This is a genomic window from Halalkalibacter alkalisediminis, assembly GCF_028610705.1.
Classification (GTDB): Bacteria; Bacillota; Bacilli; order Bacillales; family Bacillaceae_D; genus Halalkalibacter; species Halalkalibacter alkalisediminis.
On the sequence record NZ_JAQQWT010000002.1, the window covers coordinates 247,816 to 263,935 of the forward strand.

19 protein-coding genes, 2 pseudogenes and 1 riboswitch are annotated in these 16,120 nt (G+C 37.4%); of the genes and pseudogenes, 4 read left to right on the forward strand and 17 right to left on the reverse strand.

Translation table 11 applies throughout. The annotated features are described in order from the left end of the window. Positions 1–79: 79 nt before the first annotated feature. The 12 genes and pseudogenes from PQ474_RS03710 to PQ474_RS03760 form a co-directional block, all read right to left on the reverse strand. The gene (locus tag PQ474_RS03710; RefSeq protein WP_273840668.1) at positions 80–1,144 is read right to left on the reverse strand and encodes a M42 family metallopeptidase; all 1,065 of its coding nucleotides are present in this window, start codon (positions 1,142–1,144) and stop codon (positions 80–82) included. Positions 1,145–1,216: 72 nt separating this feature from the next. Beyond that, positions 1,217–1,660 (reverse strand): hypothetical protein, encoded by a 444-nt coding sequence (locus PQ474_RS03715; protein WP_273840670.1) that lies wholly within the window; start codon positions 1,658–1,660, stop codon positions 1,217–1,219. Positions 1,661–1,888: 228 nt separating this feature from the next. Further along, positions 1,889–2,674 (reverse strand): annotated as a pseudogene (locus tag PQ474_RS03720) (penicillin-binding transpeptidase domain-containing protein). After that, positions 2,629–3,018: a hypothetical protein gene (locus PQ474_RS03725; RefSeq protein WP_273840673.1), complete on the reverse strand. Its 390-nt coding sequence runs from the start codon at positions 3,016–3,018 to the stop codon at positions 2,629–2,631. The pseudogene PQ474_RS03720 and the gene PQ474_RS03725 overlap by 46 nt, the downstream one beginning before the upstream one ends. A 36-nt stretch (positions 3,019–3,054) precedes the next feature. Further along, positions 3,055–3,249, reverse strand: a complete 195-nt coding sequence (locus tag PQ474_RS26540) for a hypothetical protein (RefSeq protein ID WP_390292479.1) — start codon at positions 3,247–3,249, stop codon at positions 3,055–3,057. Positions 3,250–3,476: 227 nt separating this feature from the next. Further along, positions 3,477–3,818: pseudogene (locus tag PQ474_RS26545) on the reverse strand (NTF2-like N-terminal transpeptidase domain-containing protein); the annotation flags it as partial. A 274-nt stretch (positions 3,819–4,092) separates the two neighbouring features. After that, positions 4,093–4,296: a cold-shock protein gene (locus PQ474_RS03735; RefSeq protein ID WP_273840676.1), complete on the reverse strand. Its 204-nt coding sequence runs from the start codon at positions 4,294–4,296 to the stop codon at positions 4,093–4,095. A gap of 738 nt (positions 4,297–5,034) precedes the next feature. Beyond that, positions 5,035–6,006, reverse strand: coding sequence for a YbgA family protein (locus tag PQ474_RS03740; RefSeq protein ID WP_273840678.1), 972 nt, complete (start codon positions 6,004–6,006; stop codon positions 5,035–5,037). 13 nt (positions 6,007–6,019) lie between these two features. Then, a complete protein-coding gene (locus PQ474_RS03745; RefSeq protein ID WP_273840681.1) occupies positions 6,020–6,889 on the reverse strand; it encodes a Cof-type HAD-IIB family hydrolase in 870 nt (289 codons plus the stop codon). A gap of 41 nt (positions 6,890–6,930) precedes the next feature. Continuing rightward, positions 6,931–7,341 (reverse strand): GNAT family N-acetyltransferase, encoded by a 411-nt coding sequence (locus PQ474_RS03750; RefSeq protein ID WP_273840682.1) that lies wholly within the window; start codon positions 7,339–7,341, stop codon positions 6,931–6,933. Continuing rightward, the gene (locus PQ474_RS03755) at positions 7,325–7,858 is read right to left on the reverse strand and encodes a GrpB family protein (RefSeq protein ID WP_273840684.1); all 534 of its coding nucleotides are present in this window, start codon (positions 7,856–7,858) and stop codon (positions 7,325–7,327) included. Before PQ474_RS03755 ends, PQ474_RS03750 begins: the two co-directional genes overlap by 17 nt. Before the next feature lie 30 nt (positions 7,859–7,888). Continuing rightward, the gene (locus PQ474_RS03760) at positions 7,889–8,866 is read right to left on the reverse strand and encodes a S66 family peptidase (RefSeq protein WP_273840918.1); all 978 of its coding nucleotides are present in this window, start codon (positions 8,864–8,866) and stop codon (positions 7,889–7,891) included. A 225-nt stretch (positions 8,867–9,091) separates the two neighbouring features. Between PQ474_RS03760 and PQ474_RS03765 the strand changes: the two genes are divergently transcribed. After that, entirely contained in the window at positions 9,092–10,054 is a 963-nt protein-coding gene (locus PQ474_RS03765; RefSeq protein WP_273840686.1) for a DMT family transporter, read from the forward strand. 278 nt (positions 10,055–10,332) lie between these two features. Here the strand turns inward: PQ474_RS03765 and PQ474_RS03770 are convergent, their stop codons facing one another. The 3 genes from PQ474_RS03770 to PQ474_RS03780 all read right to left on the reverse strand — a co-directional run bounded on the left by PQ474_RS03770 (position 10,333) and on the right by PQ474_RS03780 (position 11,277). Continuing rightward, positions 10,333–10,632 (reverse strand): HAD family hydrolase, encoded by a 300-nt coding sequence (locus PQ474_RS03770; RefSeq protein WP_390292275.1) that lies wholly within the window; start codon positions 10,630–10,632, stop codon positions 10,333–10,335. Then, positions 10,580–10,834 (reverse strand): HAD family hydrolase, encoded by a 255-nt coding sequence (locus PQ474_RS03775; protein WP_273840690.1) that lies wholly within the window; start codon positions 10,832–10,834, stop codon positions 10,580–10,582. Before PQ474_RS03775 ends, PQ474_RS03770 begins: the two co-directional genes overlap by 53 nt. Positions 10,835–11,088: 254 nt before the next feature. After that, entirely contained in the window at positions 11,089–11,277 is a 189-nt protein-coding gene (locus tag PQ474_RS03780; RefSeq protein ID WP_273840691.1) for a hypothetical protein, read from the reverse strand. Between the two features lie 115 nt (positions 11,278–11,392). Between PQ474_RS03780 and PQ474_RS03785 the strand changes: the two genes are divergently transcribed. Continuing rightward, positions 11,393–11,956 carry a hypothetical protein gene (locus PQ474_RS03785; RefSeq protein WP_273840692.1) on the forward strand — a complete coding sequence of 188 codons (564 nt, stop codon included), beginning with the start codon at positions 11,393–11,395 and terminating at the stop codon, positions 11,954–11,956. Between the two features lie 54 nt (positions 11,957–12,010). On the opposite strand, the gene PQ474_RS03790 is transcribed toward PQ474_RS03785, so the two are convergent. After that, positions 12,011–12,724: a YhcN/YlaJ family sporulation lipoprotein gene (locus tag PQ474_RS03790; RefSeq protein WP_273840693.1), complete on the reverse strand. Its 714-nt coding sequence runs from the start codon at positions 12,722–12,724 to the stop codon at positions 12,011–12,013. Between the two features lie 273 nt (positions 12,725–12,997). On the opposite strand from PQ474_RS03790, the gene PQ474_RS03795 reads away from it, so the two are divergent. Continuing rightward, on the forward strand, positions 12,998–13,156 hold the full coding sequence (locus PQ474_RS03795; RefSeq protein ID WP_273840694.1) for an aspartyl-phosphate phosphatase Spo0E family protein: 159 nt from the start codon (positions 12,998–13,000) through the stop codon (positions 13,154–13,156). A gap of 70 nt (positions 13,157–13,226) precedes the next feature. Beyond that, positions 13,227–13,407, forward strand: a riboswitch (Lysine riboswitch). Between the two features lie 134 nt (positions 13,408–13,541). Next, positions 13,542–14,429, forward strand: a complete 888-nt coding sequence (gene dapA, locus PQ474_RS03800; RefSeq protein WP_273840695.1) for a 4-hydroxy-tetrahydrodipicolinate synthase — start codon at positions 13,542–13,544, stop codon at positions 14,427–14,429. A gap of 75 nt (positions 14,430–14,504) precedes the next feature. Here the strand turns inward: dapA and PQ474_RS03805 are convergent, their stop codons facing one another. Beyond that, positions 14,505–16,088 (reverse strand): long-chain-fatty-acid--CoA ligase, encoded by a 1,584-nt coding sequence (locus tag PQ474_RS03805; protein WP_273840696.1) that lies wholly within the window; start codon positions 16,086–16,088, stop codon positions 14,505–14,507. Positions 16,089–16,120: the final 32 nt, after the last annotated feature.

A 16,120-nucleotide genomic window follows, 5' to 3' on the forward strand; every position in this document is an offset into this window, starting at 1 on the left:
CATGAAAACACCCCTATTTGTGTGATACAGGGGTGTTTCTTACACTAATTATATAATACAAGTGACAGTATGCTCATTTTTACAAAAATGAGAATTCCATTTCAGGATGAAGCGACAAAACAAATTGCAGAAGCAAGTCTTTCGTCGCTTCTAAATCCATTAAATCGATCACTTCTACAGGAGAATGTGCATAACGAGACGGAATAGACAAGACGCCCGTTGGAATCCCTTTATTAGCTAAACTCATGGCTCCTTCATCCGTCCCAATACCAGGAAAGACTTCCAACTGATAAGGGATTTCCCGTTTGTCGGCTATTTTCAATAAATGATCTTTAACTGAAGAATGAGAGATCAAACTAAAATCCATTATTTTGATACCAGTACCGTCTCCAAGATTAAGACTTTTATCCATCATTTCCTCTGGTGTATCACTAACCGCTGTTGTATCAATCGCAATGGCTACATCAGCATCTACTTGTCTTGCAGCCACTTGAGCTCCTCTTAGACCAACTTCTTCTTGAACCGTAAAAATCATTGTTATTTCACCTGAAAAAGAGTGCGATTGTAGTTCTTTAAGTGTTTCAATGATGACCGCACAACCAGCTCGATCGTCAAAGCCCTTCCCTACTACTTTACCAGTCGTCTCGTTTCCAAGAAAATCGATAGATGGAGCCCAAGAAATCGGGTTGCCTATTTGCACCCCTAACCGGATCGCTTCTTCTTTGTCCTTTGCTCCAATATCTATGTATAACTGACGATGATTACGGACCTTACTCGCATCATCGAATTTAGTATAATGAGCTGATATGGTTCCAATAATACCGTTTAAATAACCTTTTTTCGTTCTAACTTGAACCTTCTGGGCTAAAAGAATTCGATCATCATGTCCTCCTAATTTTTCAAATCGAATGAATCCGTTTGGCTCAATGCTTTTAACTATAAAACCTACTTCGTCCATATGTGCCGTTAGCACTACACGAACACCTGATTTATCTCCTTTTTTACGTGCAATGACATTCCCCATTGGATCAACCATTACTTCATCAACAAAAGGCTTAACATAATCTCTTATCCATTTAGAAACAGGTTGTTCGAAGCCACACGGGCCATGAAGCAAACTTAAATTTTTTAGAAGTTCGAACAAATATATCCCCTCTTTCCTATTCATGAAAAACCACTCAGAAAATGATCTCATTTCCTAAGTGGTTTTATCGTATCATGTTTTCCTTAAACGGTTCCACTCTTCAGTAAGTTTCTTTAATTTATCTTTAATAGTGTTGATTGAATGCTCATCGTTTAAACTTATAAAGTAGGACAATTCAATCAAAAAATAATCAATTTCACGATAAACAACTTCTGCTCCTCTTTTTATTTCTTCAGTACTTTTTGAAGCTATTTTAACAGTGAAATCAATATCCTTATCTAAAACGCTCAAGACTTTATCGCTTTTTAACTTAGCTTCAATCAATTCTAAATAACCTTTGTGCCTTTTAAAAATAAGTTTATTATTCACTTCATTGTTGTAAATATTTAAAATCATCTTTCCTTTATTAAATCCCCAGAAGATTCGATATTTATTTTGAAGTACACCATTAATTAGTTTATCCAATTGATTTTTAGGTACATTAATCGACAGATCATCGTAATGTGTCACTTCCATGTTGATACACCCCTCACCTAATTGTTTGGTATTGATAATGTGTATACAGAAATGCTATGGTATAGACTTGAACTAAGTCACCATTATAAATGTAAGCCCTTACATTACTATTATATTCATTTTTCAGAATTCATGCTAATCTTTTTTTATTTCATTTGTTTTAGAAAAAAGACAACTCATTGACCTGCATTTCCTTATAGGAGCAGTTCATCTGAGTTGCCTTCATGCCTATTCACTTGTGTCATAGTCTCGGAATAGCTCTTTCACTTTATGTACTACATAAGCACTTCCCATTTCAATGTCTTCAATCATCATTAACATTAGCAAATCACGATCGTCTGTATCCATTGCAACGAACCAACCTGTCTCGCTTCCTTCATCATCTTCACGAGATAATTTATGCTCTGCCGTTCCCGTTTTTCCTGCTAGTTTTACTTGATCAAGGCGAACGTCTGAAGCTGTTCCATTTGGATTCTCAATCACTACAATCAACGATTCGAGAATAATATCTGAATGTTCTTTACTGATTACTTCGTCTAACCACTATTCGGGTTGTTCAGTTGACAAAAGCAAAGGTCTAGGTATTGAACCATCGTTGAGAAATGTTGAATATAACATGGCTAAGTGCAACGGATTTACTAATAATTCCCCTTGCCCATAAGCTGTATCTGCAAGTAAGATTTCCGTATCCACTTTTTCTGTTGCAATTTGTGATTCTGTAAATGGATAAGCAAATGGCATACTATCATTAAAACCGAATTCCATTAATCCATGTTCAAAATCATCTATTCCTAATTCAACAGCGATCTTAGCAAAATAGATATTGTCTGAATACATCATTGCTTCTGTTAAATTTAATTGTTCTAAATGATTCGGTACTCTCCTTACAGAATGATTCCCCCAAGAACCCTCTTTCCTCCACCCTTCATTTGAACTAGCAATCTTCTGATTAGGATCTAAACCATTTTTTAAGGCGATCGCCGCCGTAATGGGTTTAATCGTTGACCCTGGGATGAATGCTTGCGCAAAACGATTCGTAAGTGGTCTTTGCGGGTCATTTCTAGTTGACTATATTCAGTAGGTGACATAACTAAAATAAATTCATTTGGATCATATGCAGGTGAGCTAACGAGTGTTAGGACTTCGCCGGTCACAGGATGTACGGCTACGCCTACCCCTGAATCCCCCTCTTGATTGAACTTATTAAAGGCCGCTTCCTGTAATGTACGATCAATCGTTAATTGAATCGATTCACCATTGATCGCTTCCTTTCTCTGAACTACATGTTTGTCTTTTCCTTCAGCTGACTCTATAAAGATTTCACCACCACTTTGACCTCTTAACCGTTTTTCAAACAATCTTTCTAATCCTGCTCTACCTATCTTAGAATTAGATTAATAAGCTCTCTCTGTGTCTTCTTCTATATCCTTTTCTGACACCAACCCTATGTACCCAATTAAATGAGCCGAGGCTTTTCCTGCCGGATATACTCTAGCCTTTGCTTCTCTATAAGTAGCAAAAGGAATCGCTTCGTATAACTCTTCAACGAATGTTTGCTGATCGAATGAGACATTTTTAATGGAACAAATGTGTCAGGTCCAACCCAGGTTTGGGATAATTCCCCTCTTATAAATTCTTCTGAAACGTTAATTTGTTTACTTAATTGTTTGATCTCTTCTTCTTGATTTTCTACCCTACCAGGAACGACACCAATTTCATAAATCGTTCCATTCACAGCAAGTTCTTGATTATGACGATCAAATACACGCTCACTTGGATACAAGGTTCTAAGTTTAACGCGATCCCCTACTTCCATCATCGGAAAAATAAATTCAGGATTCCAATCGATTAACCATTCGTTTTTCTCTTCGTCAAGTGATAAAGAAACAGCAGAATCTAACTTGATGTCCCCTGTAAACATCGATAGATTTTTCTCATATTGAAGCGTTATTTCACTTCCTTCAATTTTTTCATTCTCTTCTTTTTCAGGTGATATGAGAATAATAGAGAGATCACTTGCTTCAATTTCCGTATATGTAGTTGTGTGTAACTCAATAAACTCATCTGCTGAAACGAGCTCCTTTGATTGACTTGAAAGTGATTCATACATCGCAGCATAATCACCTTGTTCCCATTCTAAGGCAAATGTTTGAAACACTTATTCAGGTGTGACAATGTTTTCAGCACACTCACCCACAATCAAAACGAGTAGACTGACTATCATTAAAGGTAATCTTATCATTAACTTCTTATTCTCCTTTCCTCAAACAATCATTCATATTAGGTAAATATTACCTTATTTTTAAACTTTTATCATGTGCATTTGCAAAATTGCTCATTTAGTTTACATAAAAAAATACTCGTAAACTAATATACTTGTTAAAAACTAAAAAAAGACATTGTCTCTTAAGAGACAATGTCTTTAGAACCATTTATCGTTTTACAACGTTAGCTGCTTGTGGTCCACGGTCGCCTTCAACAATTTCAAATTCAACAGCTTGACCTTCGTCAAGTGATTTGAAACCTTCACCAGTGATAGCGCTGAAGTGTACGAATACGTCGTTTCCGCCTTCTACTTCAATGAAACCGAATCCTTTTTCTGCGTTAAACCATTTAACTGTACCAGTTTGTGCCATGCTTAAAACCCCAATCTTAAAATAATTTTACTTAATATGCAATCGTATTTACAATCCGAGGTAAATAAAAATTCACATATTATAAGGAACATCAACCACGAATCGAGTGAATATCCCTTATAACATGTGAATACTGAACTCTTTAAAGTGTTGCCCATTGATGCAATTGTTTTATGGGTGAATCATAGGATCCATCAATCAATCTCCAGACGATGAAAGCCCTGCCTCTCGTTCATCCTTGCGGCTCCTAGACCGCGCCAGCTGAATGAAAAGCGCTATACGTAAGTTGGAAGTTGACGACCGTTGTTATTACTATATCCTATTCTACTGGAAATTGCAAGTAATTTCCCACTTATAGAAGGGGCAAGCCATGTGATCACAATAAAAACAGCTCCACCTGTACCATAACAATAAGAAAAAGCAGATTCTACAAACTCATAGAATCTGCTTTTTCTTTCTTACTATGGTTAATTACGGCTATAGTAGTCATTAATGGACTCGAGAATCGATTGATCTTCCTTAATTTCCACTGGTTTACGCTCTGATCCTGTTTGTGCTTTATTCATGTCATCTCATCCCCTTAATCAAGTTGTTTGAATTTTTCATTATTATTTTCTTGTTTTTATTATATGCTCACTGTACTATAATAGTCAATATATTTTTTATTTTTGTATTAATACACAATTCTCCCTACTTTAATTGATTTTAAGCAAAAAAAATAGGCCGAAAATTTCGGCCCTATGATAATGCTCTCCCTTTCCCAGAATCACTAATGGCTATTAGTCCTTCAGGATACGGTTCAAAATAGGTCTGCATTAATAAATAGGCATTTTCAAAACGATAACACCATGATCTTAATACTCCAAGCACACTACTAAGAGGGATTTGCTTCTTTCTATACTGGTCTAATAATTGCTCAAAATGCAGTTTTTCAGCTGAAGTCAGTTGATTGGAAAAATAGCCAAAAACATGTTGACAGACATTGATATGAGCGGTTAATTTAACTGTTGTCGCAAACAATTCATTTAATCCTTGCTCATATAATGAAAAGACTTCATCGATTTCTAACCCCGCCTGATTGGCAACTACTCTCCCCATCTCTCGCATTTTCACTTGGTTGCAAGCCATAAAAAGATACTTATTTTTCGCATGAAAGTTTACCAACTCTTTCATTTTAAGATCTTGTTTCATGATGCGAAAGTCCGTTACCGTAAATAGATGGGTAAAATAATGCTCTCTTATTATAAAATTTTTTAAACGCCCCTCGTCTTCTATTGGTTTCCCTGGAAAGGCTGCTTGGATCCGACTTGTAAATGTACCACTACCTGTTCGTACTACAGGAGAGTTATCGATCCTTGCATATATTTTCGCGTCTGTTATTCCACAACTAGGAGAACGGCTTTTTAATAGGAAACCATCAGTATTCGTCAAACTAGTTATAAAGTCATCTGCAAAATCTGTCATTACTTGCGTAAGGTTTTTCTTAGTTTTCGGCTGTATTAATTGATTCTTTTCACCGTCTACTACAAGGCGAATCACTTCTCGTGGGGTACCGAGTCCGATTTCTACTTCTGGACATACTGGAATAAACTCTACATAGTCAGCTAAGCTAGAAACAACCGGTTCACTTATTTTGTCACCGTTATACCTGCAGGCTGCAAATTCCATGCATTTACTTACGACTATTTTGGGTTTAGCAAACGCCCGCACATCCTCCACCTCTTTACTGATTAGTTTCCGCTAACATTTTTCGAATTGCCAAGGCAACCCCATCTTCATCATTTCTTTTCGTAATAAAAGAAGATAAATCTTTAATTTCTGGCTCCGCATTCCCCATCGCAATCCGATATTTAGCTATTTCAAACATCGAAATGTCATTAAAACTATCCCCGATTACCATCACTTCATTCATATCAATTCCATGTTGAGTAGCCCATGCTTTAACAGCTAGTCCCTTTTGAGCCTGAACATGCGTGATCTCAATATTATCAGCGGCTGACGCACTAATGGCCAAATCTTCATGTTCTCTTAATTTTTGTCTTGCCCTTTCTCGATTCATTTCATTTTGGGAAAAGGCAAGAATTTTCGTAACGATAACATCATCGTCACCAAGCAGGCTTTCATAACTATCGACTAACTGTATAGCTCCACTTGTATATCTTTCTTCAGCAATTAAACGCATCTTATCCATGGAATCATCGGTTCCCGCTGATATTAATACGTCAATGACCGTTTGTATTCCTAATTCGTAATGATTTGTAAACGCACCTTTGTTTGTATAAAGTTCAAAATAAACATTCTCTGAGACTAAAATGTCAAAAATAGCTCTCGCTTTCTGTTTTGAAAGCGGGAAACTAGAAAGAACTTCTCCATGTTCATTACAAGTCACCGCTCCATTGACGCTAATAACCGGACACGAAATGTCTGCTTGCTTAAGTGGCAATCTTGCCTCTAATTCATCTCTACCCGTTGCAACAATGACCGTTACACCTTGTGTTTGGGCTTCTTTAACTGCTTTTGCGTTTTCTATTGTGACCTCTCGCTCATCTCCAAGTAAGGTCCCATCCATATCTGTGGCAATTAATTTAATCATTGGCGCTCTCTCCTATATGTATGTTAACTTCTATATGTATATTAACTTAGTCTAGCAAATGCAACTAAATCACCTTTGTCGCAAGAGGTAAATTGATGCTTTTCATAAAATTTCCTCACCTCGACACGATCGTTAGTTAACAACACCTTCTGCCTTACTTTTTCGAAACGAATTAATACTTTCTCCATTAAAGTAGAAGCAATTCCTTTTCTTTGAAACTTTTTCAGTATAAGAATATCCTGTATATAGATAATCGTTTCCCCGTCGCCTACAATTCGAACAAGGCCTATTAACTCGTCTTCTGCCCAAGCCGTTACTACGTAAAGCGAATTTAATACAGCACGTTGTAACGTATCTGGATCCCTTATATAGGCAGTCCACCCGACATCATTATAAAGATGTAATAATTTCTGCTGTTTGAGTTCGGTATTTTCTTTATATGTGACGTTCATTATTTCCCTCCTCAAACCAGGCAATCGCTTTTTTCTCGATTTTTTGAATGTAACCATGTTTCCCCTTAATGTATTCCTCCATATTCGTTGGATGACTCATTGCTAAATTTTGTTTTAATTGACTATAGAACTGTCCTTCCTCTTTAAATGTCCGCATATAATCTCGAAAAACCAAATGCCTGGCGATCTCTTTATTTTCAAACTGATACATATGAACATGATGTGTACGTTCATCTCCACCTTTAATAAAAAATCGCCTACCACTCAAGCCGTTCTCACCTTGCGCTTCGTATCCGATCTCAAATAATGGTTCATTATAATCATCCATTTTTTCGATATGCTTTACCACTACAAGAATATCAATAATGGGTTTAGCATGCATACCATTAATCGATGTACTTCCTATATGATGAATTTCCTCTATTTCAGATCTTAGTATGCACTGCAGCTTTTCTTTTTCAACTTGAAAAAGAGTGTTCCAGTTTTTTTGATAGGGAATCACGTCTACCTTTCTCAATTACTCTTCCCCTTTCTTTATTAAACACCTTTAATGCTCCTTGATTATTATCGAGCTCTGATTAACTTTGGCATGTAGTTGAACTAGTCCACCTATTGGAAAAGTAAAGATTGGGGATGTGTGGCCAAAACTAGCATTGTATACAACAGGTATTGAATGAAGTTCTTGCTTTGTATGAATAATTAGGCGCAATTGATCTTCTGTTATATTAGAGGCTCTTTGAAATCTGCCAATGACCAACCCTTTCACTCCCCTAAACTGTGGTAGGTGCAAAAGAGATTGTAAATCACGGTCAAATGCTACAGCAGAGGAATCAAAATCGTCCTCAAGAAACAGAATACTCTCATGAAGATCAGGCATATAAGGAGTCCCTTGTAATAAATTGAGCGTACACAAATTGCCACCTAACAAGCGCCCTTCAGCACTTCCTTCATAGATGACAGTTAACCCTTTATTCTCTTCAAAAACTCTCTCGTTTTGATCAAGATACCAGTGATCGTCACTCCATTGTTTTGATGATTCAATTTTGTATGCTTGGTCTTCGAATAAGCATTTTTTAAAATATTCGAAGGTGTAATCAAACCCTTTAAGCATACCAAAAGTTGAAAAATGAGGTCCTGAATAAGAAACTAATCCTGTTTTCGCATAAATTGCGGCACTCAACGCAGTAATATCTGAATATCCACAGAGGATCTTTGGATTTTTCTTTATTAATTGATAATCAATGGATGAAAGTAGCTGATTGCTGTTATAGCCTCCAAGTGTCGTTAAAATCGCTTTTACATTTAGGTCTGCAAATGCTTCGTGTAAGTCGTCAATTCTTGACTCGATACTAGATGAATCAAACACATCGAGTTCTTCAGCATTCTTAGAAAAAGTAACGTTTAGGCCTAAGGACTCTAAACGTTTTATTGAAATTTCTCTTTGATCAAGTGCAACAACAGCTAAGCTTGTCGAGGGAGAAATAACTCGAACTTCATCTCCGACCTGGAGCTTTTTAGGAAAAATCATTGCTCTCACTCCTTTTTCTCCACATCGTAAAGTCACAAAATTCTCTTAAATAGGCTCCGTTTTACAAAGTTCATCATAATGTGCCTTAACAGTTTCTCAACCCTGACAAACGTTAAATCCCTTCCATTTCTTGTCTTTTTACTATAACATATAACTACATTCTGAAAATAATAAAAACTAAGTAGTAAAATCAAACGATCTAACTAAAAAGGTGGACAGCATATGAAAGCCATTCTACTTGGCATTTTATCTTCTCTTTTTTTCGCCTCGACTTTTATTCTTAATCGATCGATGGAGCTTTCTGGAGGAAGTTGGATTTGGGGCGCTTCCTTACGCTTCATTTTTATGGTTCCTTTTTTAATGGCTCTTGTTCTATGGAGAAAAAACTTTAAGCCACTTTGGAAAGAACTTAAGTGCAATCCAAAACCGTGGTTGATGTGGAGTTTTATTGGTTTTGTGCTCTTTTATGCACCCATTACATTCGCAGCCGCTTACGGTCCTGCCTGGCTCATTGCAGGGACATGGCAATTCACGATTATCGCAGGGGTCTTATTAACACCATTATTTAAAACTAAAGATCATCAAGCGCAGATGAGGATTCCACTAAAACCTTTAGCGATTTCATTGATTATCTTTATTGGGATCGTACTCATACAGGTTCGTCATTTTGAATCTGTCTCTTTATCTATTATGTTATTAGGTTGTATTCCTGTCATCATCGCTTGTTTTGCCTATCCACTCGGAAATCGAAAAATGATGGAAGTTTGCAACGACCGTCTTGACACATTTCAGCGCGTGCTTGGTATGACGATTGCGAGCTTACCCTATTGGGTTGCCCTGTCTTTTTATGGCCTTGCTACAGTGGGATTACCTAGTGGCAATCAAGTGCTTCAAAGTTTCCTCGTCGCTATTTGTTCAGGTGTGATCGCAACGATGCTTTTCTTTTTCGCAACTAATCTCGTTCGGCATTCATCAGAGCAATTAGCTGCCGTTGAAGCAACCATTTCCATTCAAATCATCTTCGTTATTCTCGGTGAAGTCTTTTTGCTTGCAAGTCCATGGCCAGATTCAATTGCTTTAACCGGCATTTTCATTATCATCTTTGGGATTATGGTTCATAGCTACTATTCAGTGAAAAAACCTAAAGTGACTACACATTTAAATACCGGTAAATTAAAAGCGTGAAGAAAGGTTGACTCGTATCATCGAGTCAACCTTTCTTTTGTATTCAATTGAATACCTACTTGCTCGATGTGAAACTGTTTTTGACGTTTTCGGATTAATAATATTTGCTTTCACACAATCACAAGCTTCACAATAAAAAACAGATGTGAGCCATTCACTTTCTGCTCGAGTACCATCAGCAAATACTCGACAATTATTCATTTGGTCATATCGATCAAGAACCTTTTGTATATCTTCATCGACTAAATATAATACCTGTAATAGAAACGTTGCTTTTTTTAGAAAAGGGAATGAAAATCTAGCTCCACATATTCAGGTAACCTACTCTCTAGCTCGGTAAGACTTCTAATTGTTACAACAGTCGGGCGTTTATGACCCTTCCAATTTAACCAAATTCCCTTCATCCCAGCGTTTCGACTAGCCAGAGCATCTATTTGAAGATTGTCCCCTACATAATAACAATTTTTTATTGGCATGTTCGCTTTTTCCGCAGCTAGTTCAAAGATTTTCTTGCTAGGCTTAGCTTTATTGCACATGCTGGCGGTAATCATAATTGAAAAAAAAACGTTCAATGCCAAGGTTCTTTAATTTTTTGACTTGTTGATTATAATCGCCATTACTAATGATCCCGATTTCAACTCCCAACGCTTTCAGCCGTTGTAAGCATGGTACTACATCCGCAAATACAGTCCATGAATTTTCATATGCCTCCAAGTACTCGTAAATGTGTATTTTTTCTCCAAAAATGCCTGAAAATGAATGGTTGATATTTGATGCCATAACTGGATAAAAGAATGAATAGGCATTTGAAAAGTGGAACGATAATGCTCAAAAAACACCTCAGCTCCTTGCCGAGATGCGTTTTCATGATCTAGTAACGTATCATCATGTCAAAGAATATCATCTTCTTTCACGCTCTCTCATAATGAACTAGTTACACTTTCGGCAAAGTTTAACTTAAATCCTTTATCTCACAAAAAAACATGCTATCCGCAGCATGTTTTCGTTTACAGTGTGACTATCTTTTCTTCTTTTTATTTCCTTTTTACTTGTTCATCCTGCTCATATTTACTCATCATTTCATCAATATAGGCTAATTCTTCATCGGCTGCCTTTGCTTGTAAGTATTCAATCGTTTGAGACATTTTATTTCCTAGCATCATAACTCCAAAGAAAAGTAAGAAGAAAATGGATAGAGAAATCGTTATGACTACTGTAAACATTTGACGTCCCCCTCGCCCTTTATACCATCATACGAAGGAATCCTCTAACTCATGCATACTTTTTCCTTTAAGTTCCATACTAAAGGAAACGTTTGCTAACGGAGGTTGATCTATTTTGAATAAGAAGTGTCTTTTCCTATTTGTAGGAGCCAGTATTCTGTTAACTAGTTGCGGAGTCGATTCAGAAGCTGATATCGCCAACGATGTAGAAGCTCAACAATTCAATCAAGAACGCCTTGGTCCACAGCCACCTAGTATAAGAGGACAAAACAGAGAAAGAATGGCGCAGGATGAACGTCACACCGCCTATGCACATGCAGCTGGTTTTTATTTAGCTGAAACAGCTACTTTACTAGAAGATATGACAGTTTTATTTGAACAAAATCAAGTAAATCAAGAAAACTTAAGTGCTACTCAAGATAAATTAGATGAAATTAGACAAAAGAGTGAACAGTTTATTAACCTTGATAGACCAGCAACGTTTGATGGTTTTCATCATGTCCATTTAGCTACACTTGTTGAATTGGACGCTCTTCGTAGAATACTCGATGACATGCAGGAACCTATACACCCTCTTCAAGTAACAAATGCGCGTGTTTATTATGAAAATGCAGTCATGTCCCATAAATTAATGGAGCGGGAATTTATGTCCGTTACAGAAGAATTAGGGATCTACTAATGCCCTAAAATATTTATCCACATAAAAAAGCAGGGAGAATCATTTCCCCTGCTTTTATCTACGTCCATGCGCGGCATCATCGACTAAATCGACAATGTCTCCTACTGCTCCTCCAATTGACTCAAAAGGTCTTGGTAAACCGACACCATGCTCAAGTGCATTCATCCGATTGATGATTTTTCGGTCTGTTGTAATATATACATTTGCTGTATCAACCAATTCAGATACTTCTTCTTTTACTGTTTTTATTAATTTAGGGCGATCTTGTTCACTTGACTCAAGGCCGATAATAATTCGATCCCCATCTGTAATCACATGTGCGTCACGAACAATTTCTAGCGATTCAACATGTTCTTCAATTGTTCTCGTTTGACTACTCGTTGCTTGAAAATCTTTTTGTCGGTTGCTTTGTTTCTGATTCACATCTGGATTATTACTATGTGCGTAACGTTCTCTTACAACCCCAGGTCGATTACTTAAAATTCTCTGCCCATAAATAGACTGCTCGTTAGCGATACTTAAGTCACGTTTCCCTGTTTTATAAGCTCCTTGACCGATTAATTCAGACGTAGGATCCGATAATCCTTTTGGTGCATGATCTGGAACCATTAAATCTGAAAGAGGTCCTTCCATCTGCCTTGTTTGATTGACTCCGTATCCATTAAATCCTTCGGTTCGATTTGAATTAGCCCCCATATCTGCTTGTTGTGGGACTGTGCAACCTGTTAAAAGTAATGCAGCAACCAGTAGATAGTTCCTATACCTCATTGGAATCCCTCCTACTTGTATTGTGCGGATAACCAATTGAATTCAACCCTGAAAATATTTAGAAATTCGCATCGTAGCTCATAAAAACTTTGTCGATTCTACACTTATTCAATCTAATTATGACTACTTTAGCAGAATCACTTTTCAACAATTTTCTTTTGGTTATAATAATCGTTATGAGCAGATTGTTTGGACCGATCTAACATATTTTTCCAGCAACAGCAACTAAGCCAGTCTGTTTTGATATATTATTTGAGTTGGAGTTGGAAGAAAATGCTGTATATTGAAATAGAACAAAAACGATTACAAATGTTGAAATTTGCAAAAAAATACGGGATGACTGCTGAGGCTACGGTACAATGCAGCCAAGAGTTAGACAAGCTCTTAAATTTACTGCAACTTCCCTCAACAAAAAAAAGAAAAATACTTTAAACCATTGCAATCATATAAAACATCTGGTAATGTAGACTCAAAATACGTAATATCTTACTTCAAATACTGAAGTGAGGGTAGAGGTGCAACTATCATTAGTATGTTAGCTGAAGAAAATGAGGTCTGTTGATGCTAACAAAAAGGGATATTTGCCGAAGCTTCTTGAGAACTCATTACTCAAAAGCTGGGACTGTTCTAAATAAGGGCAGTACTGTCATATAGCACCAGCTATATGGAGGGCTATCTCACACATTGAATGGTTTTGCAAGTCACGCATAACCTATCAACAATGAGTAGAGGCCTCATTGTTGTTTTTTTGTGCCTCCCAGTAGCCCATCTAGCCCAATACGTACGCGGAAAATTTGATGAATTGAGGGTGAATTGGATGAATTTTGGAAGAATTGTAACTGCAATGGTGACTCCTTTTAATCAACATGGACAACTGGATGTTGAAGCAACAAAGGACCTTGTGCAGCATTTAATGTCAAATGGAACAGACGCTTTAGTTGTAGCAGGTACTACAGGTGAATCACCTACTCTATCTACAGAAGAGAAACTTCTTCTTTTTAAAACAGTAGTAGAAACTGTAAATGGACAAATTCCTGTTATTGCAGGGACAGGCTCAAATAATACACAAGCCTCAATCGAACTTACCAAGCAAGCTGAAGAAATTGGTGTTGATGCGATTATGCTTGTTGTTCCTTATTATAATAAGCCTTCTCAAGAAGGTATGTACGCTCATTTTAGTACGATTGCGAACACAACAAAATTACCTGTTATGCTTTATAATATTCCAGGTCGTAGTGTAGTCAATATGAGTGTTGAAACGACACTTCGACTAGCTCAATTACCAAATATTGTTTCTACTAAAGAAGCAAGCGGTGATTTAGACGCTATTGCTTCTATTATCGAACATGCGCCTGAAGGGTTCTCTATTTATAGTGGTGACGACAGTTTAGCATTACCTGTACTAGCTATTGGTGGCACTGGTGTTGTTTCTGTAGCGTCCCATATAGTCGGAAGTGAGATGCAGCAAATGGTTCGCAATTACCAAGCTGGTCAAGTGACCGCAGCTGCCATGCAACATCGTCAACTTTTACCAATTATGAAAACTTTGTTCATCGCTCCTAACCCTACAGCGGTTAAAGCAGCACTTGAATTAAAAGGGATAAAAGTAGGTCAAGTTCGTCTACCACTTGTTCCGTTAACTGCTGAGCAGCAAGCTGAACTACAAACGGTTGTTCAACCAACGATTAATTTTTTTGTCAGCTAATGAAAAGCAGGGATAACAAATGTTATCCCTGCTTTTTTTCGTTTATGTAGGATCATCCGCTCACCCTCTCTTATTTTACTGTACCATTCGGTCACGGTTCCCCCAAAACTCTTTTCTAATTTGAACTTTTTGAATTTTACCTGATGCCGTCTTAGGCAAAGCATTAATAAAGGAAACTGATTTAGGTGCTTTAAAATGCGCTAGTTTTTGCCTCGCAAATTGAATTAGCTCTTCTTCAAGAAGCTCATAACCTTCTCGTATAACCACTACGGCATGTGGAACTTCTCCCCACTTCTCATGAGGAATGGCAACTACCGCTGCCTCTAACACGGCGGGATGATGATAAAGCACTCCTTCCACCTCAATTGATGAGATATTTTCTCCTCCGCTAATAATTACGTCTTTTTTTCGGTCCACAATTTCAATATATCCTAGCTCATTTACAGTTGCCATATCACCCGTATATAGCCAGCCGTCTCTAATTGTCTCTGCTGTAGCTTGAGGGTTTTTCCAGTAGCCCTCCATCACTCCGTTTGTTCGTGCCACGATTTCACCAATCGTTTTTCCATCAGACGGAACAGTTTCTCCATGTTCATCAATGACTTTTACTTTAGACCCAATCATCGCATAGCCCGTTTTCGCTTTCAGCTTTGATTGTTCACTTGGTTGTAAATCAACATATTGGGATCTTATTTCAGAGATTGTAATAAGTGGTGAAATTTCTGTCATTCCATAAACTTGAATAAACTCCCATCCTAAGCCTTCTTCCACTGCTGCTACAAACGCAGGTGGTGGTGCTGAACCCGCTATAATGATTCTTAATTGATTGGCCACATGTAAATGCTTTTGTTTTTGATACTCTAATAACATATTTAACACAGTTGGTGCCATATGGGCAACGGTAACACCGTAGGCATCAATCTTTTTAAAGATGGCTTCCGGATCAACTTTTCGTAACATCACCTGTGTCGCCCCATTAGCTGTATAATAAAATGGTGAACCCCATCCATTCACGTGAAACATTGGTAGTACATGAAGCAACGTATCTTGATCTGATACACGAAGGTGATGTTGAGTGGATAACGCATGTAAATAGTTACTTCGGTGTGTAAGCATGACACCTTTTGGTTTTCCCGTTGTTCCACTCGTATACAATAAACTAGCGACATCTATTTCTTCTAATAAGACACGATCAAACGATGCGAAGGAATACTGTGAAAGCCACTGATCATAGTTCTCTCCTTCTCCCTGTCTTTGAGTTCCTTGAACTATCACTTTCTTTAAGTTAGGTACGTTCGGTAAGATTGGTTCCACAAGTGGATATAATTCTGAGTCAACAAACAGCACTTTGCATTCGCTATGCTCTAAAATATAAAGATAATCCTCTGGTTTAAGACGAGTGTTCAATGGCGTCATGATTCCTCCTACTTGAAAAACACCGTAAAACCCCTCTAGCATTTCCATCGTATTAGGAGACAAATACGCCACTTTATCACCTTTTTCGATGTTAAGCGCTTTCAATCCATGGGATAATCGGTTGACTCTTTCCCCTAACTCGGCGTATGTATACGAACGATCATCACCAATAATCGCTAGCTTATTTCCGTACAATTCAACCGCTCTATCAAGAAAATCTGTAAGAATTAAAGGAACATGCATACCATTAGCCTCCTAATTATTCAAAATAGATA